We start from the raw sequence: 21,474 nt of genomic DNA, 5'->3' as shown, positions 1-21,474 counted from the left end.
CCTAAGGATAGACAAATTGTATGATACTGAAAATGGCATAATGCACCGACTATGACATATTCACTAAATTTGTGCGTTGCAGCATTGCTGTTCGCGACTGCATGTTCATCTCCCAGTGAGCGATTTGATCAGCAGGCTTCGACGCTAGGCATGCATAAACAAAAGCTTGAGGGGGATGGTTTTACCCACACCATCTACAAAAATAGCCCAGCTGATGACTCATCTGAGTTACATGTCTATTTCGGTGGTGATGGTACCCCCTGGATTGACGGAAAGGTCATCGCTTGGGATCCCACCCCCAGAAACCCTGTGGGTCTACGCCTGATGGCACTGGATGATACGCCCAGCATCTATCTGGGGCGGCCCTGTTATCATGGAAGCTCAGGCAGTTCTGCCTGCTCACCGATACTCTGGACATACGAACGATACTCGAGAACGGTGACAGAAAGTATGGCATCAGTCTTACAAAAGATAGTGGAGCAAGGGAAGTATCGTGACCTGGTATTGATTGGGTTCAGTGGGGGAGGGGGTATAGCAATGTTTCTCGCTGCAGAATTTCCCCAGACAAGGCAGGTTGTTACTTTAGCTGGTAATCTGGACATTGAGGCCTGGACCCATCTGCATGACTATGACAAGTTGATTGGATCTGAGAATCCAAAGAGTATGCCACCATTACCGGAGGAGATTCAGCAATACCATCTGGCTGGTGGAAAGGATGAGAATATCCCACCCTGGATGATCGAAGCTGCAGTTCAAGCTCAGAGCAACAGTCAATTTATCACTGTTGAGGAATTTACCCATGGTTGCTGCTGGGAAAAGATTTGGAAGCGTATGTTGAATTGTCTGCATGATGCCTGTGAATGGAACAAGCAGGGCAGGATCATTGCTATTGAGGATTGAGGCTCGCGAGCAGTTCTTGGCAGTAATTTTTTATAATGAGTCCTGTAGATCAAGCAGTCCCCGGTGATCAGGCAATTTTTCCAGCCCTTTGGCAAGCAACACCTCAGCACCTTGCTGATTTCCGGACTCTATCTGTTGTTGAATCTCTGTCACCAATTCAATACCCAGATTTTGCAGCCCCTCTCTGGCCTGTTTATTGTTCGCATGCAGTGTGAGAATCTGTTTGTAGGCATCATATGCACTGCTGCCCGATGGCTCGAAACTACGCCCCACAAGTTCATGGACTTCGGCAACTTCAAGAAGGTTTTCGATATGTTCCCGGCGTTCACCCTCAAGGGTCGAGGTATCCTCAAGAATAATTTCTGGTTGAATCTCCCCTTGGTTAAAGAAGAGCGATGATACAATGATAAGTGGGATTAACAGACCTGCTGCAATAAGGGGGAGGGTCCATTTGGAGCGGGCACTATCACGGCCCTTTCGGGGACCGGACATCTCCCGCAGAAATTGAGTGGCATTGATGGTGCGCTTTTCTCGTTCAAATTCGAGGCCATGGGATATGGCCTGCCAGACTTCTTTGGAGAGCTCTTTGGGGCGATCGGCTTTTAAATTAAGATCTCTGGCATAGGTCGCTGGTTTACGTTTAAAAGGGTGGCTGCCTGCCAATAGTTCATAGGCTACGACAGCAAGACCGTAAACGTCATCCCGTGGATCGGGCATACCATACTCCAGCATCTCACAACTGGCATAGGTTGGTGTAAGCGCACCCAAAGATCCTGGATCAAAGATGGTAGCATCCTCCACCACTCGATCTGATCCCTTTGCGGCACGTGCGATTCCGAAGTCCACCACTTTGACCACGTTTTTCGAGGTCAGAAAAACATTACCCGGTTTGAAATCGGAATGGACAATATTTTCAGAGTGGGCATAGGCCAATGCTCGGCTCATCTGTTCTATGATTGAGAGTGCCTCACTGGCCGGTAGCGTTCCTGGACGCAGACGTCTGATTAGCTGATCCAGCGGCTCACCTTCCAGCAGTTCCATCGTCATAAAGACATTTGGGCCATCCCGATCGAAGTCATAAACAGTGACAATGTTGGGGTGAGCCAGTAGTTGAGCCTTTTTAGTCTCTCGTTGAAGTGCAATAAAAGAGTCTGGATTGGCCTGGAAATCCTTGGAAAGCACCTTGACAGCGATATACGGGTCTCTGTCCATGGCTTCGACCTTACGCATATCCTGTGCCTTGTAGACCACGCCCATACCGCCACGACCGAGCATCTCTTCGAGGACAAAACGGTTTTTCAATACCGATCCAACCTGTAATACCTCTGAAGTGCCACTGCTTAGCTCTTCGGTAATTGCGGTATAGGTTTGGGTAGCAGTACGTGCGGGATCTGTAATAGGGCTGGTGGAGTCGTTCCGCTGGCGAGATTCAGGCGAAGTGGTCTCTGCCAGCCGGGTTGCTTCGTCAGGGGTTAGAGGACGGTTTTCTTCAGTATCCATAATCCACCAAGGTTTTGTCAGGCTCAAGAGACACAAATTCATTCATAGATTGGCCAGAGGTGATCAAGTCGTCCTGATGCCAGGAAAATGGTGCTGATTTCGACCTCTGCTGACAGGAATCTCTCTACACCCATGACCTCATGTAATTCTGAGGTTTCAAGCCTGCTAGGGCCTGTTAACACTAATCGAATAGGCCCTAAGAGTACCGAAAAAAGTTGCATGAAGCACGTAACCTCAGGAATTAAGCTAATCAGCCTTTAAATAGACGCCATGGTCAGTGATCTCAAGGAAAATCAGCGTCTCCCTTGTAATTGATGAATAATCGATTAAATCTGTAAGATTGTGGATTCAAGGGTTAAAATGTTGGTATGCGACTACCCGATTATTATGGCGGCAGTATTGTCAATCTGATGGCCTCCATCCAACAAGGATTGGGGGGGCAGCCCCATCCCTATGTGCAACATCGTCTACTGCCTTCAGCAGAGATAACGCCATATCGTCAGGTACTGCTTTGGGTCATTGATGGTTTGGGTTTGAATTATCTGCAAGCACACGCTGAGGCTGTAAATCTCAACGCCAATCTTTTAGGGGGTATGACTTCTGTCTACCCACCGACTACGGCATCCGCGATAACCACCTTTCTTACTGGCGAAGCACCACAGCAACACGGTCTGACAGGCTGGCATGTCTACTTCAGGGAGTTAGGTGCTGTTCTTGCCATACTTCCAGGCAAGCCCAGATATGGTGGGGTTTCACTGGATCAAGCAGGTGTGGATCTGCAGCAGCTTCTTGGTACTACTCCATTCACTGATCGTATTCCAGGTTCAACCGCTCTATTTGTACCGTCGATAATTGCAGGTTCTGATTTTAACCGATGCCATCTCGGCAAATCCCGGATGGTAATCCATAAAGATCTTTCGGAACTACAAGGAAATATAGTCCGCCTGCTGCAAGAAGGGGAGCATCAATATCTATTTGCCTACTGGCCCGAGCTAGATACCATCGGACATCGTGAGGGTATCTGGAGTGAATCTGCAACAGGCCATTTACTCGAACTTGACCGATGTTTTGGCGAGATTCTACGACAGTGTCGTGACACAGAGACACTGATAATCGTCTGTGCAGATCATGGACAGATAGACAGTCAACCTGAAAATCGGCTGACGTTGGATGATCATCCACTTATGATAGACGCACTTTCAATTCCATTGTGCGGTGAACCAAGATCAGCATACTGTTATCTCAGACCAGATATGACAACACGCTTCGATCAATATGTAATTGATAATCTATCGAATGAGATGAACTCATATCCATCCCGTGAGTTGATAGAGCAGGGGTGGTTCGGTTTAGGTGAACCCCATCCTCAGCTTAACAATCGAATCGGTGATCGGGTATTGTTGATGAATGAGGGATATACGCTGAATGATTGGTTAGCACAGGAAAAACCCTATCAACTGATTGGTGTTCATGGTGGGTTGAGTGAAGATGAACTGCTGGTTCCTTTGGTTACTGCTAAATGTTGAAGACTGTTATCAGTGTGTATTTAACATAATAACTGTCGGATTACTTTACAGTTCATGTCATATTTTACTTCAACAATAGTTCATAACTTTCTTAAAAACTAAAAAAAGAAAAAAAGTGGCTCAAGTTGTGCTTTAAGTTTTGCAGGTGGCGGTATCAGTAAAATAAACACTGTTTGAATAGTGTTATTCGCCAGATTTTGTTAAGGATGACTTGAGAATGAACTGCAAAAAAACGAACCGTAAACATATTGCCTTTATGGCAAAGCTCATTTTCTTCACTTTGTACACTTTATCAAACGGGATTTATGCTCAATCTGCCGAAGATGATAAAGCTGTAGATCTCTTTGAAGAAGACCACACCAATCTTTGGCAGTGGCTCTCTCTGGATGCCACAAATCAAACATTAAAGTTAACCAATGAGCTTCAATGTCTGGCTCTGAATATCTATTTTGAAGCACGTAGCGAATCGGTTAAAGGACAACATGCCGTGGGGCATGTGGTAATGAACCGGGTTGCACACCGAGGTTTTCCAAACACTATCTGCGATGTGGTTAAGCAGGGTGGGGAAGTGCGTCGCAACAGATGTCAGTTTTCATGGTGGTGCGATGGTCGTTCCGATGAACCGGCAAATCGCAAAGCCTGGTTGAAATCCCTGGATTTGGCTTATGACATCTATTTGGGACGAGTTAGTGATCCCACTCGCGGTGCACTCTGGTATCACGCTGATTATGTATCTCCAAAGTGGAGCAAAGCGTTAACTATGGTGACTAAGATTGGTCAGCATATTTTCTATCAAAGCAGAAAACAACCTACCTATGCTATGAACCTCTCAACGACTTTGCATTCAGCTGCAGATAAAAATAAGAAGTTATAATTAATCCTGTTCAATATCGACAATCATCATGATGAGATCCTATCTGGTTTGTTGATCACGATTAAATGATTATCCCAGCTTCTATCTGTTAACTTGATGGAGTCAGACTGGGCAAGTTTTTTATCAATTTTAATCAATCGACCTGTACCATCACTGACCAGGAAACCATTGCCAGATTGTCCCACACCGCAGGCATCCGGCTGATCATGAAAGCCAAGATAATCGCCCTGTTTAGACCAGTAGGTGACCAGCCCCCCACGGGGAGAGGAGACAGCAAACCACTGGCCATCCCGATTAAAAACGACACTGCCACAATAGTTACGTAAACGCTGTTGTATCTCGTTGGGAGCACGCAGCAGTTGAAGCTTGTTGTTACGTTGATGCAGCGCTATCAGCGGTGGCAGGTGATCCCTCCGGCCTTGGTACTGCATAGCAATGGCAACAGTATTGTCTGTTGCAACATCGATATGGCGAATGCTGAGCTGGTGCCAATTTTCAGGTGGTTCGACCTTCTCGATCAGGCGGCCACTGTTGATGTCAAGATAGGATAGATTGGGACGCATCACATCAAGGTTCAGTTTTATTCGGGGAAGATCAGGGTGAGTATGGATACCTCCATTAGCAACTGCAATGGTTGTCTGGTCATTTAAAAGTTTTATCTCATGGGGACCAATACCCTGGGTTTGAATCTCTGAGACCCGCTGGTATTTTTGTTTTGTCTGATAGACTCCGATAACACCATTTCCTGACTCAAAATAATTTTCAGTGCAGAGTAGATATTCACCATCAGCGGTAAAAAGGCCGTGGCCATAAAAGTGATAACCAGCGGCAGCATCGATTTTCCGCAGAATTTTGCCTGAATTCAGATCAACGACCCAGACATAAGATCCAGGGCGTCGTGAAAAGATTGCAGCTATTTCACCTTTGGAATCGACACAGATGCTGTGGCCTCGGGCAGGGAGTTGCCATCTAAATATAGTTTCTCCTCTCATATTGCATAGATATGCACAGTGTTGGCCGGATCTATCTTGCTCACAGCTGAGAAAACAGATACCTCTTTCTGTGGTGCGGCAGTAGAGAGGGCCTGTTACAAGCAGACCAGCTGTAATTGCGAGAAAAGCTCTTCTGTTAATCCCCATCTAGACTATTAAATCCCAGTGATAATCCAAGTTCTGTTGCTAATTCAGTTGCGACTAAACGTTTTAAATTGGAGAGCTGTCGACGAAACTGTTGAATGTGTTTGCGTTGCGTGACATCTGCAACAGCTGACTTTAGAGGCATTGTGACCCGTGAAAGGCTCTTTTCTAACTGTTGATAGGTATGATTTATCCTATACTCCAGCACTGGAGTCAGATTATCCGCGAAAACTAATACATATAACTGTCTGGTAGCTTGTAGGTTGTGGTACAAAGCTGAGATGGCTGTTTGACTGCGCCAGCCTTCCGCTTGTTTACCCTTGGTATTGTCAATGGATTTACCCAGAGGTCTATCGAGTTTTTGGGTGGCCATGATTTCCAGTTGTGTATAGAGGCTGTTAAGAAGCTGATTAGCCAGTGCTTGATCAGATTCAAAAATTACATTATGAGAGCCAGGATCAGCGACAAAATTGATATAGGGTGTATCGCCTTCAGACCAGTCGGCGATTATCCCAGCCGACATGGTGCTCAAGTTCTCAGTGATTGCATGGATAACCTGGCACTGTTTTTCAGTGATCAGATTTTGATCGAATAATATCCGCTCCAGGGCAGGGAATCCCTGCACCGCAACACTCTTTTCTGACAGTTTAAATTTATCCTTGTTAGCCCAGTCTTCTTTCAGAAGGCGTGCTAGATGTTTGGATACGGTACCTCGTTTGTCCGGCCATAGTTCAAACCGATATTCACGGGAAAGGTATTGAACCGGTCCAAAGCGAATATGCTGTATCGATTGCCACGCGTTAAATGCCTCTTTGTAGTGGAATCGGCTCTCCTGCAAGCTGTTTTTACTGGTTTTTGTGCAGAACTCATTGACTGAGTAATTGAGCTTATTGGTTGTTTCCAGCAATCGTTGGTAACCCGCAAGAATATGTTCATTAGCGAGTGATTTGAATTCATAACCATGCAGTGGCAGTGATAGAATCAATCCAATTAGTATCAATAGATTGTGTTTTAATCCGGCTTTAAATCGATTCACTTCTAAATACTCTCAAGAAACATTAACAATTGTTTTCGCTGCTTTTTGTTCATGGCAATAAGTTTATTTCGTGCATCTTGAGCCTCACCACCATGCCAAAGCAGGGCTTGTAAAAGAGTCGTTGCACGCCCGTCATGTAGGTATCGACTATGACCACTAACCTGGGGGGTTAGTCCAATTCCCCACAATGGTGGTGTACGCCACTCTTGCCCGCTCGCCAGAGCTTCCGGTCGATGGTCAGCTAAGCCCTTGCCCATATCATGCAGTAACAGGTCAGTGTAGGGGTGGATCTTCAGCTGTTGATTATTGAATTCAACTTCGAGTGAAGTGATATGACATGCTGAACAACCAATCTGGTTGAATAGGGATCTTCCAGCTTGCACATCAGGGTTGTCCCAGTTTCTTCTTCGGGGAGGAGCAAGCTGTTGCAGATAGTAGTTTACGCGTTGGGTGATAGCTAAGGGAGCTTCCAGATTATTGTACTGCTGACTATTTCCATCTATCGCATGACGGCAGTCATCCTGCTTATTCGTGCAATCACCATAACCCTCGGGATAGAGGTGTGTAGATATTCCAATATCGGTGGAAAAAGCAGATTGGGATTGCTCATTAATGCTAGGGGAACCCGATTTCAGACCAAATTTTCCTGCTACTACTTTGTTGAGCTCCCGACTCCATACCCAATTGACTTTACCTGAAATACCATCACTATTCTCATCATCTTCGTCTGACATAGCCACTAGCAACTCTGTATCAATAGCCTCTAGTAACCCGAGTCCGACTAGTTGCGGTGCTACTCGAGGTGAAATACGAGTGTTTGAATCGAGTGCACCATAATTGAGATTATTCAGTTGATAAAGAGGCTTACGAAGCAATACCACCTCACCATCAGAGAGGGTTACTGGAATATCCTGATAAGTAATATGGAGTTTGAACTCACTGTCATGGGTAGCGATGGCAAAGTTCTGTAGTTGAGTTCCGTAAACAGGCTCAGGAATGTTATTGATTCTGTTATCAGCCAGCAGTTGCTTTTGGTTCTCACTCTTGGCGGGTATATCAACCTTAATAACCAAAGATTTAGATGGGACATCTAACTGCTCAAAGGGCTTTCCTCTACCGTTGTTCGGGTGGCAAGCTAAGCAGGAGCGGGCATTATAAAGTGGCCCAAGACCATCTGTTGCTTGAGTAGAGGCGGGTGCTGAAACCCAAATCCGCTTAAAAAGTGCCCTACCCAGGGAGAATTCGACGTTTTGTTCACTATTCAGTCCACTGATTGGATGACTGAATGCATGAAGACTTGTATCGATCTCTCTCTCTTTGGCGCTGACTGGTGAATGGAACAAAAACAAGCCGCATAATATACAGATAGAGTATTCAATTAGTGTTGTGTAACCAGTCATAATAGATGCTCAAATCGCTTGTCAGTGAGTGTCATCAAGAAGGCAACCAACGCATCGATACGCTTGTTGTTCAGAGCTGGGCCGGTTTCAAGTTCTTTTAATGAGATATTCTCCTCGATTTCTGCTTTTCTCCATGGCGCGCCTGTTTCAGGGTTAATCTGCCTTAAACTGCTTCTTGTGTTGTATTTGTTATAAAAAAGAATGATGGTTTTTAAATCTTTAAAAACACCATTGTGCATGTATGGCCCTGTTACAGCTACGTTGCGTAGGGTAGGTACTTTAAATTTACCTGACTGAGCCTTGTCATGGACAACAGGGTTGGCAAACAGTCCTTCATCTTTTTGATCGAGTGGCAATCCATTGGCTTTGCGCCCAGCAATATTGCTCGGTACACCAATGTTATGGTATTCATAATTGCTGAAAGTCTCTCCTTTACTTTCAGGAATTTTCTGTAACTGGTGGCAAAGATTACAGTTGGTGAATTGCTGAGAGAAGAACAGGGTCATCCCCAACTCCTCCTGTTTGGTCATTTTATATTCATCACGGAGATAGCGGTCATACTTACTGTCGAATGGTGAGAAATAATCGGTCTTTTCAAATCTGGCAATAGACTTTGTCATGGCATCATAAGCACGCTCTGCATTGTTAAAAATCTGATCACCAAATAAGTTTCTAAAAGCCGTGACATAGTCGCTGTTCTCCATCAATCTAGAGACAACACTGGCCTTGTCAGGCATACCCATCTCAATTGGATTGAGTGGGGGGCCTCCAGCTTGTCCTTGTAGATCTTTTTCCCTACCATCGAGAAATTGCCCTCCAATATATTTACCTTGCCCATTTTTGTGAAAATCGGGTGAAAATGCTGCATAAGCTGCTGTTGGCGCATTTCTGTCGCCCAGTGATCTACCATCATCGCCGAGTGAGAAAGCTTTGCCACTACGATTTTGTCGCGGGTCTGAAAAACCGCTTTCTGGGGCGTGACATGTTGAACAGGCTTGACTCCGCTTGTAAGAAAGGTTGACATCAAAATAGAGTGCTCTTCCCAGAGCTTCGATGCTGCTATAGGATACCTCTGCTGCCTGGCTTAAATTGCTCCCAAACACTATGGGAAGAACTATGAGAAATGTACGGAGGTTCATGGAATAGCCTGAGTCGTTGAGTTGTTTGACTGAGCCTCAGCTGCTGAAGGGCAGCAACAGCTGAGGTCGAATGGGATTTATCTCATTTCACTTTATGGGGCTCGTCCAGACTCTCCGAACCTTCAAAGGCAATGGATCCAAGGTCCAAAACAGTGACTGCCTTTTCGATGAGATGAGTTTGTGCAATCAGGGCATCTATTGCTGCTTGCACGGATGCATTTCCTTTTGGATTGTTTTCGCCGATAAGCTGATCATAGGCAATGCCTTGATTAGCACTCTCTACCAGTAGCTTCATTTTCCCCAGAGTTTTTAATAGATGGGCGCGTAATGCACTATCGGTTGCCGGGGATTTCTCTGTAACCAGGTCAGAGAGACTTGGGCCTTTGATAATAGTGCCATCTATGCGGGTATAGTGTCCGGTATAGACGTTGAGTATGCCTTTGACATCATTAAAGTGTGACCAATGGGTATTGTCACTGAAGCAGTCGTGTTCCTCTTCAGGATCATGAAGAATTAAACCAAGTTTCATCCGTTCACCCGCTAACTCACCATAGGAGAGTCTACCCATGCCGGTAAAAATTGTTGCAAGATTTTCCTTCAATACGCCTTCAGTAATTGCTTTTCTGGCAGTGCCACTAGTTGACCATTGTTCCACCATCCAGGAGAGATCATCTACCAGTAGCTCAGTTACAGCTTTAAGATAGGCGGCTCTACGGTCACAGTTACCCATGGTGCAGTTTTTGACATCATAATCAGTGACGGGGCGGTTCCCGGCACCTGGCCCTGTTCCATTCAGATCCTGTCCCCAAAGCAGAAACTCGATAGCGTGGTAACCAGTAGCGACATTCGCTTCCACCTCATCTATTTCATGTAGTTGTGCGGAGAGAATCTCTTTAGTGATGTTAGTAGTATCTATTACCCTACCAGAGAGTTTTAATATAGGATTGGCTATGATATTTGCGGTGTAGTAAGGATTTTCATCTGATTCATCTCCATAACTCGCATCGACGTAATCAATCAGTCCTTCATCCAGCGGCCAGGCATTAACTTTAACTTCCCATTCATCAACGATGGCGTTACCAAAACGATACACCTCCGTTTGTTGGTAAGGGTGACGCGCGCTTATCCATGCTTCTTTGGCTGCTCCTAGATTGGCTTCAGTTGGGTTTGTGATTAATTTGTCAATCGCCTCGCTGAGTGATGTTGCTGTAATCAATGAATCGCTATACATCGAATGTGCGAGAACTGCATAGTGATTTAAGACCTGCTGCTCTGTAGTGGCGGCAGAGAGGCTGCTATTGAGGGCTAAACCAATGATGAGGTAAATTGTATGTTTCATTGCAAAAATCTCCTTAGACTGAAAACGATTGGGTCGTATCAGTGGAAGGGGATCCATCGGTTTGATGGTCGATATTTGTTGAAACAAAGGCAACAGCGCAACGTTGGATTTGAGCTGAAACTACAGTTTGCACATTGTTGATGGAACTATAAACTGTACAAGAAGACAGCGTGATTGCTCTTTTTTTCATAGCATTACCCAGGTTGTTGGATGATCAAGGGTGTGGCTTGCAAGAGCTGGCTGACCCGCGTTGGTTATTTAGTCAGGATTAGTTTTCCTTGTCGGGTGATCTGTAATCGATAGACCTCACCCCTATGTACTATCTCTATTCGTTGCTGATCACGAAAGAGCTCACTACTTTGAATTCTTGAACGGGCTTCATCCTTCAATTGATCTTTTTCCCAGTTCTGGTGAGGTTCATCGTGCATAGTCAAAAACTGCCAAATAGAGTCTAAAAATTAAGTTGTGCATTTATCTTAATGATAATCATTATCATTTGCAACATCTAATTTGTTGATGTTCGATACTATTAATTGCAGTGTTGCGCGATGGTAGCGAGTGCCCGTTCAATACGGTCATCCCATTCACAGGCACAAGAGAGGCGTAGGAAATTCTGGTATTTACCGGTAGCTGAAAAAATTGCTCCCGGTGCGATGCTGATGCCTTTTGATAAGAGTTTCTGCGCCATTTGAAAGCTGTCGTTTTTACCTGGTAACTCCAGCCAAATAACGAATCCACCTTGGGGGCGGGTTATTCGTGTACCCTCAGGAAATAGCCGTTCAACTGCTTTGGTCATACGTTCAACAGCCCGGGCATATTCACTACGAATTTTACGCAGATGTCGTTCGTACTGCCCATTTTCCATCAATTCTGCTACAGCAAGTTGAGGTAGTGTCGGTGTTGCCAAATTGGTGACAAATTTCAAGTACTCAACCTGTTGCTGATGTTTTCCTGGTGCAATCCAACCCACTCTGAGACCAGGAGAGAGGGTTTTAGAAATGGAAGAGCAGTGTAGAACCTCTCCGTGGTTATCGTAGCTTTTACAGACACTGGGTCTTCTTTGGCTAAAACCAAGGTCACCATATACATCGTCTTCAATCAGTGGGATTTTAAATGATTTAAGTAGCTCCACTAATCTGTTTTTTTGTGAATCACTCATACGATAGCCCAAGGGGTTGCTGTAATTAGCTACCAAAATGCAGGCTTTTACGGGCCATTGCTCTATTGCCAGCTGCAAGGCTGGTACAGAGATGCCTTCACGGGGATGGGTAGGAATCTCCAGCGCCTTCAACCCCAGCGAGTCTATGACTTGTAGAAGGCCATAGAAGGTAGGAGATTCAATAGCGACAATATCTCCAGGTGAAGTGGTGGCTCGCAGGGCTAGGGTAAGTGCCTCCTGACAACCATTTGTAATGACGATTTCATCTGCATGTACTTTGCACCCAATTTCAGCCATACGTCGTGAAATTTGACGGCGTAATTCGGGTACACCCGGTGGAAACTCATATCCGGCGTTGCGTTGCCGTTGTTGACGGTTAGCCTTGGCCATCGCTTTTTCGACTTGCCGGGTTGGAAGAAAAGCGGGTGCTGGTACGGCAGCACCAAGCTGGATCATACCGGGCTCATTGGATGCCTTGACTAACTGTAGGGCTAAAGCTTGTCCTGTAACTGGAGTAGGCCGGCTTTTTGGGGAGGAGATTTCCGGTTCATCGCTATTTGGGGCTGCTTGGGTGCGAACATAAAAACCGGAACGTGGCCGGGCTTCAATCAACCCATCATCCTCCAGCTTTCGATATACCGCCACACTGGTTGCGGTGCTGACACTATGTTGTTGGCTGAACTTTCTCACTCCGGGGAGGCGGTCTCCGGTTTGGTAGAGACCCATTGTGATCTGTTCTGCGAGTTGCGAGGCGAGTTGTTGGTACAGATAGAGCATCTTTTAACCTAAAAAGATTAGTTGGCAGCGTGATTCACCCAACAGGTGACCATGACCATCGAAGCTATTTTTAACAAAATCAGTAACCTGCCATTAGTGTTAACAGGCCCTAGTATGGAGCGGTCAACTGATTTTTTCAGGCTTAACCACTACAGTTGTCTGTTTCGAGTATAGGTACAGTTGAATTAATTGTGCAAACTGTACCGCTACAAAAATAATATTATGACTCTGTATTGCATATAAGCAATAGTCTAAAGTCTGGGATGTCAATATCAGGGAGAACAACATGAACCGGTCGGTCTATATAGTGGATGCCTTTACTTGCCATCCTTTTCAAGGGAACCCCGCTGCAGTATGTATATTGGAGCAGCCCGCAGATAGTGCATGGATGCAATCAGTTGCTACAGAAATAAATCTATCGGATACCGCATTTTTGTTGCTAAGAGAGGATGGGGAGTGGGATCTGCGTTGGTTTACTCCAAAAATTGAGGTGACATTATGCGGTCATGCGACACTCGCTTCGGCCCATATACTCTGGCATGAGCTGGGTATGGAAAGTGAATCACTACATTTTCATAGTGCCAGTGGTTTATTGACTGCCACTCGGCAGGAAAACAGGATTCTGCTCGATTTTCCTATTGACCATTTGAGTGAACTAAACTCTGATCCGCTTTTAGTAAAGGCAATAGGGGAAAAACCACAAAATATATTTCGTGGACGGGAAGATCTTTTGGTTGTATTCCAAACCGCAGATCAGGTGCGGGGACTGACTCCCGATCAAGCTGGATTAAGTAAAATAGATTGTCGTGGTGTGATAGCAACTGCACCTGGAGACCAGTCGGGTATTGATTTTATCTCACGATTCTTTGCACCTGCGCTTGGCATCCCTGAAGATCCTGTTACAGGGTCTGCGCACTGCACCCTGGCACCGTACTGGGGGGAGCGGCTGGATAAGAGTGAGCTACAAGCTTATCAAGCCTCTGCCCGAGGCGGAGACATTGGAATTCGTCTGAATGGAAACCGTGTCACTATCCTGGGTCAGGCGGTAACGACTATGGCAGGAGCACTCTATGTCTAGTCAAAGCAGTTGTTGGATAAATGGAGAGCTGGTGCCAAAGAGTGAAGCCAAAGTCTCAATCTATGACCATGGTTTTCTCTATGGAGACGGGATTTTTGAGGGGATCAGGTTTTTTAATCGACGTCCATTCAGGTTACAAGAACACCTCCAACGCTTACGCTATTCAGCTCAAGCACTTGCTCTTAAGTTGCAATACAGTTCAGAGGAGATTACTCGGGCTATTGATGAGGTCATCTCCAAATTTCCTGAAGATTCAGGATATCTGAGGTTGGTTGCCACACGAGGTATTGGACCCTTGGGGTTAGATCCAAAGGGGTGCCAGGAGCCTGGTCTGTTTATCATGGCAGATCGTTTGGAGATGGTCAGTAATGCCACCAGATCGGTAGGAGCCAGATTGATCATCGCATCAACACGTCGGCTACCGATAGATGGTCTCGATCCTCGAATTAAAAGTCTCAATTATCTGAATCAAGTGCTGGCCCGCATAGAGGCCAATCACGCAGGTGTTGATGAAGCGATTCTTCTTAATCAAGCGGGCAGGGTAGCTGAAGGGACAGCAGACAATCTATTCATTGTAGTTGGAGGGAAGTTGCTGACTCCCCCTGTTATTGAAGGCGCGTTGGAAGGTGTAACCCGAAATCTGGTCATAGCATTGGCGATAGAGGCAGGGGTAAAAGTTACTGAGAGTCCATTAGCTCCCTATGACCTTTATAACGCTGATGAGTGTTTTCTGACAGGTACAGGTGCAGAACTGATTCCTGTATCAGAGGTGGATGGAAGACGCATCAACTCATGTCCAGGACCAATATTTGCTGAATTGGAAGGAGGCTATCGTATGCAGATATATGGTGAATAGAGGTTAGAAGCTGCTTTTCGTAAGATTAAAAATGGTGGGGGAAGTACTCCCACTCAACGCTGTGAGCTGTCACCCTTCCAGAGAGTGGCAGAGAAAAAGAGAAAACAAGGATCAGTTAGGTATTGCAAATGATAACTATTCGTAATAACCTTAATTCCAAGATATTCTGATTTAATTGGACAACTTAATTGTTGTTCTTTTTGATCTATCTAGACGGCAAGCCAGCTTACGCCAGCCAGTCCGGTTTTTTTACTGACTGGGGAAGCGTGAAATGCAACCAAAACGTTTAAGTGTAGCTAGTGCTGAGAGTAGTACACCATTATCGATCTCGAATTGCTTTGTTTTATCTGATGTCGTTAACAACAAGAGATCACTAGGTAGATATGGGGGAAAATCAAAATATAAGCAGAACAGTGCTTCCTTTGTTCTGCTATTGATTGGATCGCTCTACAGCCTCTTGGGTATGGGCGTAGTCGAGGCAGATGAGGGTCTATTTGGCAACCTAAGAATGGGTGCCATACATGCAGAAGATGATATTGGTGACAAAACTGATGGATCAGCCTTTGGTGGCAAACTGGGTTACATCAGCCCAGCATGGAACGGCTTGAGTGGTGGTGCGACTTTCTACGCTACCAGTGAACTGTTTGATGATGAAAATGGAGATTTCTTCTCTTCAGAGAGTGGCAGCTACGCTATCCTTGGCGAAGCCTATATACAAGCTGATTATGGCAATACCATGCTGCGACTGGGGCGCTTTGAGCTTGATACACCACATGCCGATACAGACGATATCCGCATGATACCCAATACCTTTCAAGGATTATTGCTGAGCAATAGTGATATTGATGATACTACCTTATACCTGACACATCTTGATAAATGGGCTGGTGTGGATGCAGATTTACCAGAGCGTTTTCAGGAACTAAACAGTGATGATGGTGTTACAGCTGCAGGTGCAGTATACGAGGGGGTTAAAAATCTGGCGCTACAAAGTTGGTACTATCATGGCAATGATTTTGCAAAACTCCTCTACTTAGAGGCAATCTATGAAAGCGAATGTTTTAGTGTTGGTGTGCAGTTCAGTTCACAATCAGATGATAGCAATGATGAATCGGGTCCGGATGGGGACGCTTGGGGAGTAACCGCAAGTTACACCCTGGCTGAGATTACACTTTCAGCGGCCTATAATGGTGTTTCCGGAATAGTTACCAATGGTTTTGGCGGTGGACCCTATTTTACCTCTGCAGATGACCATACCATTGATGGTGTCGAAGATCAGAAAGCTGCCGCTATTGGTGTTGAATATGGTGGAGTAGAGGCATTAACGCTTGGTGCATTACATGTTGATTTTGAAGAGGGTGCAAACGAAACTGACTACTATGCCCTCTATGATGTAACTGAAGAGATGTCGTTGGAACTGATCTATACCGATATGCATGAGGATGGGGAGTTTGTGCGGCTGATGGCTAACTATGGTTTTTAGCCTAAAAAGATCGTTGGGCAGCGTGATTCACCCAATAGGTGACCATGACCATCGAAGCTATTTTCCCCAATAATCAGCAAGATAAATATGAACGATCAGTGCGGTTTTATCTTTCAATCACATGAAACGCTTCGCGTACACCCTCTCCCCAACCCCTCTCCCGTAAAGGGCGAGGGGCTTTCAGAGTTGTTCTGAGAAGATTGAAAGTTAATGGGGCTGCAGTGGCGGTCAACTGATTATTTTAGGTTTAACTCTTATTGGGCCAGCGAGAAAAATATTTGCAGCAGAAAATTACAGGGCGGGTAAATTGGCCGTATCTAAAAGCTTAAACGAGTCTATATGAAAAGATATTGTCTCAGCCTTATGCTGTGCTCCTACCGTGCCATAAGGCTGAGGATTCCTCACTCAGCTACTCTACTCATTTTCCTCAGCGTCAGATGGCAGGGGTCTATATAAAACAGCACATTTGGTGTTTTATCCTACATCACTCATCCCGTCTTTCCACCAATTCAGGGTCAGCCGTGATCTCTCGGTAAACTTCAATTCTTGAGCCTTCTTCCACTACAGAATCGAGTTTTGTAATCTTTCCGAAGATGCCCACCTTTTGGCGCTCAAGGTCGATCTCTGGAAACTGATCCAACAGACCGGAGTGGTTGATGGCTTCACGAACAGTGGATCCATCCGGAACTTCAAGCTTTAACCAAAGCTGTTTGAATTTGTCTGCGTAAGCGACACCAACATTCATAGTGCTTACACTCCTCTAAATTGATTAAGATGACTCTAATGGCATTTCGGATGATGCTTGCAAAGCAGCTTTTCTCTCTGCCAGACTGCGATCCAGCAAGCGCTTCAATGCCAGGATAAATCCCAGTACCAGAAAACCACCTGGCGGCAGTATGATTAGAAGAAAGCCTTTGTAGTCTTCAATGAGTGTCAGCTCGATGAAATGTGCCCAACCACCCAGCAATTGAGCTGCATTGTCAAACAAAGTGCCACTTCCAAGTATCTCCCTGGTAGCGCCCAGCAATACCAGCGCAAAGGTAAAACCTGCGCCCATCATTAAGCCATCGTACATAGATTTCATCACGGTATTTCGTGATGCAAAGGATTCTGCACGACCAAGAATAGCGCAGTTGGTTACAATCAAAGGGATAAACAAGCCAAGTACTTTATGCAGGTCATGTACCCAGGCATTCATTGACATATCAACCAGAGTAACTAAAACGGCTATTATCAAAACGAATACCGGGATACGAACCTGGGGAGTGATAATGCCGCGAAGCATCGATATCAGCAGGCCTGATGCAACCATCACTACAGTGGTAGCTAATCCCATTCCAAGACCATTTGTTGCTGTTCCAGTGACGGCTAGAAGCGGGCAAAGACCCAGTGCCTGGGCAAAGACTATGTTGTTGTCCCAGAGCCCATCTTTGGTGATACGTCTATATTCGTTACTCATTTTCGATTCACTCATCAACAGAGGCACGTTTCAAAGAGGGATCTTCTGTGTTGATAACCGGTGGTTTCAACAACTCATCCTTATGTGCATCAAAAAATGTTAAGCCCCCATGAACTGCAGTTACAACTGCACGTGGTGTTATCGTGGCACCACTGAATTGATCAAACTGTCCGCCATCCTTCTTTACATGCCAATCCTTTGTGGATGTGGTTTTCAGAGAGAGGTCGTTAAAGCCCAAAATCCAATCATCCTTGGCTGTCTCGATTTTATCGCCCAGACCAGGGGTTTCGGCGTGGGAGAGCACTCGAACACCGAGGATCTCACCCTTTGCACTTACGCCCATGATCAGTCGTATATCACCTGCGTAACCTTGTCCTACAACTTCCCATGCCAATGCGTTGACCTGCATACCATGCAAACCCCGATAGACGGTCAGCTCATGGCCTTTGTCATCACTCATACTCAATGGTTGATGCAGAAGATCACTGTCATAGTGTGCAGCAGGTACGACCTGATTCAATGAATTTAAAAGATCCTCTTTTTGACGGGCCAGAATGTCATCTTTGGTGGCAATGTTGCCAGCTACAAGAAGTGCTGTGGCCAGTGTAGAGAAACCGCCCAGTAGTACAGCCTGATAACCGACTCGCTTGCGATATGAGGGTTCTTGGGGGGTACTCATCTGATATCTGCTCCCTCATCTACATAATTTAACGGCTCGCCTTTCCTGTCACGACCGTAAATTCGGGGTTTGATATAGTGGTCTATCAAAGGTGTACAGGCGTTCATCAACATCACAGCAAATGCAACACCCTCTGGGTATCCTGCCCAGGTACGTATTGCATAGACCAGCAGTCCGCAGCCAGCGCCAAACAGAATCTGACCACGAGTGGATACAGGTGAGGTAACAAGATCGGTTGCAATGAAGAAAGCACAAAGTATTGCTGCACCACTGAATAGATGAGTCAATGGTTCAACATAGTTTTGTGGATCAAGCAGGTGAAAGATTGTGGCAAGCAGTGCCAGCGTGCCCAGCATGGAGAGTGGTATATGCCAGGTTATGACTTTTTTGTAGATCAGAAAGAGACCACCTAAAAGCAGCAGGAGTGCTGATGTTTCACCCATGCTGCCAGCAGCCTGCCCCCAAAAGAGTTGCCATAAACCAGCGCCTTCTGCTGCTGCATCCTGAAAAGCGATACCTCGGCCAATCTCTGTTTTCAAATGACCAAGCGTGGTGGCACTGCTGACCGCATCAATCGCATCGGAAGAACCAAAGGTAATTGCCAGGCTATCCAGAAAGCCTGGCGCCTGTGATGAAAAGAGAGGCACTGGTTGATTGAACAGGGTCATCTCCAGGGGAAATGAGATCAACAAAGCAACACGAGCTACCATGGCAGGATTGAACAGGTTTTGACCAATGCCACCAAATACCTGCTTTGCGACGATAATCGCCAGCAGAGCACCGACCAGGCCGATCCACCAAGGCGCCCATGGTGGCAGCGTCATAGCCAGTAACCAACCGGTTAATAGGGCAGAGCCATCCATTAAAAAAGGTTTGATCGGTTTACCTGCGATTCGCAGGGCCATGGCTTCAGCAAACAGACACCCCCCCAGGGTGACAGCAAAAAGGAATATTGCCGGCCAGCCAAATTGATAGAGGCCAAACAGAGTCGCGGGGAGCAGACTGATCATCACCAGGCCCATAGTACGACTAATACTGTTTTTAGCATGGACGTAAGGGCCGAAAACTGGTTTCTCTTCGATCATGATTCTGCCCCTTCAACTGCAGACTTCTCAGCCTCTCTTTTCTTCTTTGCTTCCATCTCCTTTTTACGCTTCATCATCGCTTCGCGTTTCGCTTTTTTGATTCGCTCCATGCGCTCGCTTCTTAATTCCGTAAGGCGTTTGGTCTCTATCTGTTTGTGTTGAGAGCGCTGTCTGGCTGCCAGTTCACCCTTGGCATAGTTGAAGTATTGAACAAGTGGAATATGGGAAGGGCAGACATAGGCACAAGAGCCACAAGCGATGCAGTCCAGTAAACCCAGTTTGACCGAAGTGTCGAGACTTCCACCCCTTATATGGTTTGCCATCTCGAGAGGGACAAGTCCACAAGGACAGGCATTGACACAGCTTGCGCATCTAATACAGGGCATCTCATCAGAGGCTTTGACCTCTTCAGTAGAGAGGGCAAGCAGGCCGTTACTGCCTTTAACTGCTGGAACCCTGGTACTGGGTAGAGGTTGTCCCATCATTGGGCCTCCACTCACCAGGCGCTCAGGGGTTTGAGTGAAACCCCCGCAGAAATCGACTAGATTTGAGAGCGGGGTACCAATCAGTACGTCGACATTCTTTGGCTGTTGAACGGCACCACCGGTTACTGTCATGATTCTGGAGAGAAGTGGATGACCTGAAAATATTGCGTCATGCACAGCCCGTGCGGTAGCAACGTTATGTACGACCACTCCGATATCTGCTGTGAGTCCGCGAGCAGGTGTCTCCTTACCAACCAAGGTCTGTACCAGATGCTTCTCTGAACCCATTGGATAACGGGTTGGAAGTCCTACTACAGAGATCATGTCGCTATCACTGGCTGCTTCGCGTATCGCAGCCAGTGCTTCAGGTTTGTTGTTTTCAATGGCGAATAGTACGTGGTCAACATCCAGTGCTTTGGCCATCAGTTTTACGCCATCAAGAACCTGTTTTGGTTGTTCACGCATCAAGCGATCATCACAGGTTAGATAGGGCTCACACTCAGCACCGTTGATAACCAGGGTGTGTAGCTGATAGCGCTTGCGAAGATTCAGCTTTACCGCAGATGGAAAGGTCGCGCCGCCCATCCCGACAATACCAGCACGAGCTACTCGATCAGCGATCTCTTCCGGGGCAAGAGAAAATGGGTCATCAGATGGATCGAGAGTGTCGATCCACTCATCTTTACCGTCCGGCTTCAAGGTAATGGTTCTGACCGATAGTCCAGAAGCATGATGTGCTGGATATCCACCTACACCCATTATCCGTCCGGAGGTTGGGGCGTGAACTGGCGCGGAAATGGCGCCCTGATTGCGTGCTAGCAGTTGACCCTTTTTAACTTCCTCACCACGCCTGACCAGAGGTTCAGCTGGAGCACCAATGTGCTGCTGCAGAGGAATATGCAAAAGTGATGGCATTGGCAGTTTTTCTATCGCCTGATCTGCACTCAGTCTTTTCTTATCATCAGGATGAACACCGCCACGAATCTTGAACAGTTTAAATATGTTGGCTGTTGTCATGATTAGGCCACCTTGGCTGGTTCTGGCCAATACCATGTCTGCAGAGTCTTCTTGATCGGACGCATCTCGATACACTCTGTTGGACAGACGTCATAACATTTCTCACAACCTGTACAGGCATCAGCAAATACAGCATGTATCTGTTTAGGGCCACCTAAAATGGCATCGGTAGGGCAACGTTTGAAACACTTGGTGCAGCCGACACAAAGGTTTTCATGAACAAAGGCGATCATCGGCTCTTTCTCCTCAACTGAGGAGAGGTCTATGCTGACTCCCATTTTTTCTGCCAGGGCTTCTGCCAGTGCCTTGCCACCTGGGGGGCACATGGTTACTGGGGCTTCACCCTGGGTTACTGCCTCTGCAGCAGGTGTACAGCCGGGATAACCGCATTGGCCACATTGAGATCCGGGGAGCAGTTCTTCAATCTCTTGCTGAAGTGGATTTCCCTCTACAGCCAGATATTTTGATGCTATCCCCAGCATCGCGCCCATAGTGACGCCTAGTGCAGTCAGAATAAGGATTGCAGAAACCATCATCGATTCTCCT

General features: G+C 46.3%; 20 protein-coding genes. 6 read left to right on the top strand and 14 right to left on the bottom strand.

The window, feature by feature from the left end:
* Window positions 1-150: 150 nt before the first annotated feature.
* A complete protein-coding gene (locus AC4IFB_RS08720) occupies window positions 151-900 on the top strand; it encodes an alpha/beta fold hydrolase (protein ID WP_490777155.1) in 750 nt (249 codons plus the stop codon).
* A 30-nt stretch (window positions 901-930) separates the two neighbouring features.
* On the opposite strand, the gene AC4IFB_RS08715 is transcribed toward AC4IFB_RS08720, so the two are convergent.
* Window positions 931-2,400, bottom strand: a complete 1,470-nt coding sequence (locus AC4IFB_RS08715) for a serine/threonine-protein kinase (protein WP_490777156.1) — start codon at window positions 2,398-2,400, stop codon at window positions 931-933.
* 368 nt (window positions 2,401-2,768) lie between these two features.
* On the opposite strand from AC4IFB_RS08715, the gene AC4IFB_RS08710 reads away from it, so the two are divergent.
* Window positions 2,769-3,926, top strand: a complete 1,158-nt coding sequence (locus AC4IFB_RS08710; protein ID WP_490779946.1) for an alkaline phosphatase family protein — start codon at window positions 2,769-2,771, stop codon at window positions 3,924-3,926.
* Window positions 3,927-4,143: 217 nt separating this feature from the next.
* Entirely contained in the window at window positions 4,144-4,800 is a 657-nt protein-coding gene (locus tag AC4IFB_RS08705; protein WP_490777158.1) for a cell wall hydrolase, read from the top strand.
* A 26-nt stretch (window positions 4,801-4,826) separates the two neighbouring features.
* On the opposite strand, the gene AC4IFB_RS08700 is transcribed toward AC4IFB_RS08705, so the two are convergent.
* The 7 genes from AC4IFB_RS08700 to AC4IFB_RS08670 form a co-directional block, all read right to left on the bottom strand.
* Window positions 4,827-5,792: a DUF1513 domain-containing protein gene (locus AC4IFB_RS08700; protein ID WP_490777159.1), complete on the bottom strand. Its 966-nt coding sequence runs from the start codon at window positions 5,790-5,792 to the stop codon at window positions 4,827-4,829.
* Window positions 5,793-5,928: 136 nt separating this feature from the next.
* Window positions 5,929-6,972, bottom strand: a complete 1,044-nt coding sequence (locus tag AC4IFB_RS08695; RefSeq protein WP_490779945.1) for an imelysin family protein — start codon at window positions 6,970-6,972, stop codon at window positions 5,929-5,931.
* A 2-nt stretch (window positions 6,973-6,974) separates the two neighbouring features.
* Entirely contained in the window at window positions 6,975-8,315 is a 1,341-nt protein-coding gene (locus tag AC4IFB_RS08690; RefSeq protein WP_490779944.1) for a di-heme oxidoreductase family protein, read from the bottom strand.
* Window positions 8,316-8,368: 53 nt separating this feature from the next.
* On the bottom strand, window positions 8,369-9,511 hold the full coding sequence (locus AC4IFB_RS08685; protein ID WP_490779943.1) for a cytochrome-c peroxidase: 1,143 nt from the start codon (window positions 9,509-9,511) through the stop codon (window positions 8,369-8,371).
* Between the two features lie 82 nt (window positions 9,512-9,593).
* Window positions 9,594-10,850, bottom strand: a complete 1,257-nt coding sequence (locus AC4IFB_RS08680; protein ID WP_490779942.1) for an imelysin family protein — start codon at window positions 10,848-10,850, stop codon at window positions 9,594-9,596.
* Between the two features lie 254 nt (window positions 10,851-11,104).
* Window positions 11,105-11,278 carry a hemin uptake protein HemP gene (gene hemP / locus AC4IFB_RS08675; protein WP_490777164.1) on the bottom strand — a complete coding sequence of 58 codons (174 nt, stop codon included), beginning with the start codon at window positions 11,276-11,278 and terminating at the stop codon, window positions 11,105-11,107.
* 101 nt (window positions 11,279-11,379) lie between these two features.
* Window positions 11,380-12,786 (bottom strand): aminotransferase-like domain-containing protein, encoded by a 1,407-nt coding sequence (locus AC4IFB_RS08670; RefSeq protein WP_490777165.1) that lies wholly within the window; start codon window positions 12,784-12,786, stop codon window positions 11,380-11,382.
* A gap of 286 nt (window positions 12,787-13,072) precedes the next feature.
* Here AC4IFB_RS08670 and AC4IFB_RS08665 point away from each other — a divergent pair, with 286 nt between their 5' ends.
* The 3 genes from AC4IFB_RS08665 (at window position 13,073) to AC4IFB_RS08655 (ending at window position 16,203) form a co-directional block, all read left to right on the top strand.
* Window positions 13,073-13,864 (top strand): PhzF family phenazine biosynthesis protein, encoded by a 792-nt coding sequence (locus AC4IFB_RS08665; protein WP_490779941.1) that lies wholly within the window; start codon window positions 13,073-13,075, stop codon window positions 13,862-13,864.
* Window positions 13,857-14,720: a branched-chain-amino-acid transaminase gene (gene ilvE, locus AC4IFB_RS08660; protein ID WP_490779940.1), complete on the top strand. Its 864-nt coding sequence runs from the start codon at window positions 13,857-13,859 to the stop codon at window positions 14,718-14,720. Before AC4IFB_RS08665 ends, ilvE begins: the two co-directional genes overlap by 8 nt.
* Window positions 14,721-14,991: 271 nt before the next feature.
* On the top strand, window positions 14,992-16,203 hold the full coding sequence (locus tag AC4IFB_RS08655) for an OprD family outer membrane porin (protein WP_490779939.1): 1,212 nt from the start codon (window positions 14,992-14,994) through the stop codon (window positions 16,201-16,203).
* A gap of 484 nt (window positions 16,204-16,687) precedes the next feature.
* Here AC4IFB_RS08655 and AC4IFB_RS08650 read toward each other — a convergent pair whose 3' ends face one another.
* Genes AC4IFB_RS08650 through rsxB form a run of 6 tightly spaced genes read right to left on the bottom strand, consistent with a single transcriptional unit; the run spans window position 16,688 to window position 21,461 of the window.
* Entirely contained in the window at window positions 16,688-16,948 is a 261-nt protein-coding gene (locus AC4IFB_RS08650; protein WP_490777169.1) for an RnfH family protein, read from the bottom strand.
* 24 nt (window positions 16,949-16,972) lie between these two features.
* Entirely contained in the window at window positions 16,973-17,677 is a 705-nt protein-coding gene (locus AC4IFB_RS08645; RefSeq protein WP_490777170.1) for an electron transport complex subunit E, read from the bottom strand.
* On the bottom strand, window positions 17,670-18,341 hold the full coding sequence (gene rsxG, locus AC4IFB_RS08640) for an electron transport complex subunit RsxG (RefSeq protein ID WP_490779938.1): 672 nt from the start codon (window positions 18,339-18,341) through the stop codon (window positions 17,670-17,672). Before rsxG ends, AC4IFB_RS08645 begins: the two co-directional genes overlap by 8 nt.
* Window positions 18,338-19,426, bottom strand: coding sequence for an RnfABCDGE type electron transport complex subunit D (locus AC4IFB_RS08635; protein ID WP_490779937.1), 1,089 nt, complete (start codon window positions 19,424-19,426; stop codon window positions 18,338-18,340). The genes rsxG and AC4IFB_RS08635 overlap by 4 nt, the downstream gene beginning before the upstream one ends.
* Entirely contained in the window at window positions 19,423-20,928 is a 1,506-nt protein-coding gene (gene rsxC / locus AC4IFB_RS08630; RefSeq protein WP_490777173.1) for an electron transport complex subunit RsxC, read from the bottom strand. The genes AC4IFB_RS08635 and rsxC overlap by 4 nt, the downstream gene beginning before the upstream one ends.
* A gap of 2 nt (window positions 20,929-20,930) precedes the next feature.
* The gene (gene rsxB / locus AC4IFB_RS08625; RefSeq protein ID WP_490777410.1) at window positions 20,931-21,461 is read right to left on the bottom strand and encodes an electron transport complex subunit RsxB; all 531 of its coding nucleotides are present in this window, start codon (window positions 21,459-21,461) and stop codon (window positions 20,931-20,933) included.
* Between the last annotated feature and the right edge of the window lie 13 nt (window positions 21,462-21,474).

It is taken from the genome of Candidatus Thiodiazotropha sp. AKIB8, assembly GCF_058244675.1.
Note: the sequence above shows the minus strand (reverse complement) of the source record. Positions and strands in the feature narration are given on the sequence as shown.

What these genes read in the sequence shown, in the direction of transcription:
- AC4IFB_RS08720 (WP_490777155.1), top strand. Translation starts at nt 151, where the DNA reads ATGCATAAACAAAAGCTTGAGGGGGATGGTTTTACCCACACCATCTAC.
- AC4IFB_RS08715 (WP_490777156.1), bottom strand. Translation starts at nt 2,400, where the DNA reads ATGGATACTGAAGAAAACCGTCCTCTAACCCCTGACGAAGCAACCCGG.
- AC4IFB_RS08710 (WP_490779946.1), top strand. Translation starts at nt 2,769, where the DNA reads ATGCGACTACCCGATTATTATGGCGGCAGTATTGTCAATCTGATGGCC.
- AC4IFB_RS08705 (WP_490777158.1), top strand. Translation starts at nt 4,144, where the DNA reads ATGAACTGCAAAAAAACGAACCGTAAACATATTGCCTTTATGGCAAAG.
- AC4IFB_RS08700 (WP_490777159.1), bottom strand. Translation starts at nt 5,792, where the DNA reads ATGAGAGGAGAAACTATATTTAGATGGCAACTCCCTGCCCGAGGCCAC.
- AC4IFB_RS08685 (WP_490779943.1), bottom strand. Translation starts at nt 9,511, where the DNA reads ATGAACCTCCGTACATTTCTCATAGTTCTTCCCATAGTGTTTGGGAGC.
- AC4IFB_RS08680 (WP_490779942.1), bottom strand. Translation starts at nt 10,850, where the DNA reads ATGAAACATACAATTTACCTCATCATTGGTTTAGCCCTCAATAGCAGC.
- hemP (WP_490777164.1), bottom strand. Translation starts at nt 11,278, where the DNA reads ATGCACGATGAACCTCACCAGAACTGGGAAAAAGATCAATTGAAGGAT.
- AC4IFB_RS08670 (WP_490777165.1), bottom strand. Translation starts at nt 12,786, where the DNA reads ATGCTCTATCTGTACCAACAACTCGCCTCGCAACTCGCAGAACAGATC.
- AC4IFB_RS08665 (WP_490779941.1), top strand. Translation starts at nt 13,073, where the DNA reads ATGAACCGGTCGGTCTATATAGTGGATGCCTTTACTTGCCATCCTTTT.
- ilvE (WP_490779940.1), top strand. Translation starts at nt 13,857, where the DNA reads ATGTCTAGTCAAAGCAGTTGTTGGATAAATGGAGAGCTGGTGCCAAAG.
- AC4IFB_RS08655 (WP_490779939.1), top strand. Translation starts at nt 14,992, where the DNA reads ATGCAACCAAAACGTTTAAGTGTAGCTAGTGCTGAGAGTAGTACACCA.
- AC4IFB_RS08650 (WP_490777169.1), bottom strand. Translation starts at nt 16,948, where the DNA reads ATGAATGTTGGTGTCGCTTACGCAGACAAATTCAAACAGCTTTGGTTA.
- AC4IFB_RS08645 (WP_490777170.1), bottom strand. Translation starts at nt 17,677, where the DNA reads ATGAGTGAATCGAAAATGAGTAACGAATATAGACGTATCACCAAAGAT.
- rsxG (WP_490779938.1), bottom strand. Translation starts at nt 18,341, where the DNA reads ATGAGTACCCCCCAAGAACCCTCATATCGCAAGCGAGTCGGTTATCAG.
- AC4IFB_RS08635 (WP_490779937.1), bottom strand. Translation starts at nt 19,426, where the DNA reads ATGATCGAAGAGAAACCAGTTTTCGGCCCTTACGTCCATGCTAAAAAC.
- rsxC (WP_490777173.1), bottom strand. Translation starts at nt 20,928, where the DNA reads ATGACAACAGCCAACATATTTAAACTGTTCAAGATTCGTGGCGGTGTT.
- rsxB (WP_490777410.1), bottom strand. Translation starts at nt 21,461, where the DNA reads ATGGTTTCTGCAATCCTTATTCTGACTGCACTAGGCGTCACTATGGGC.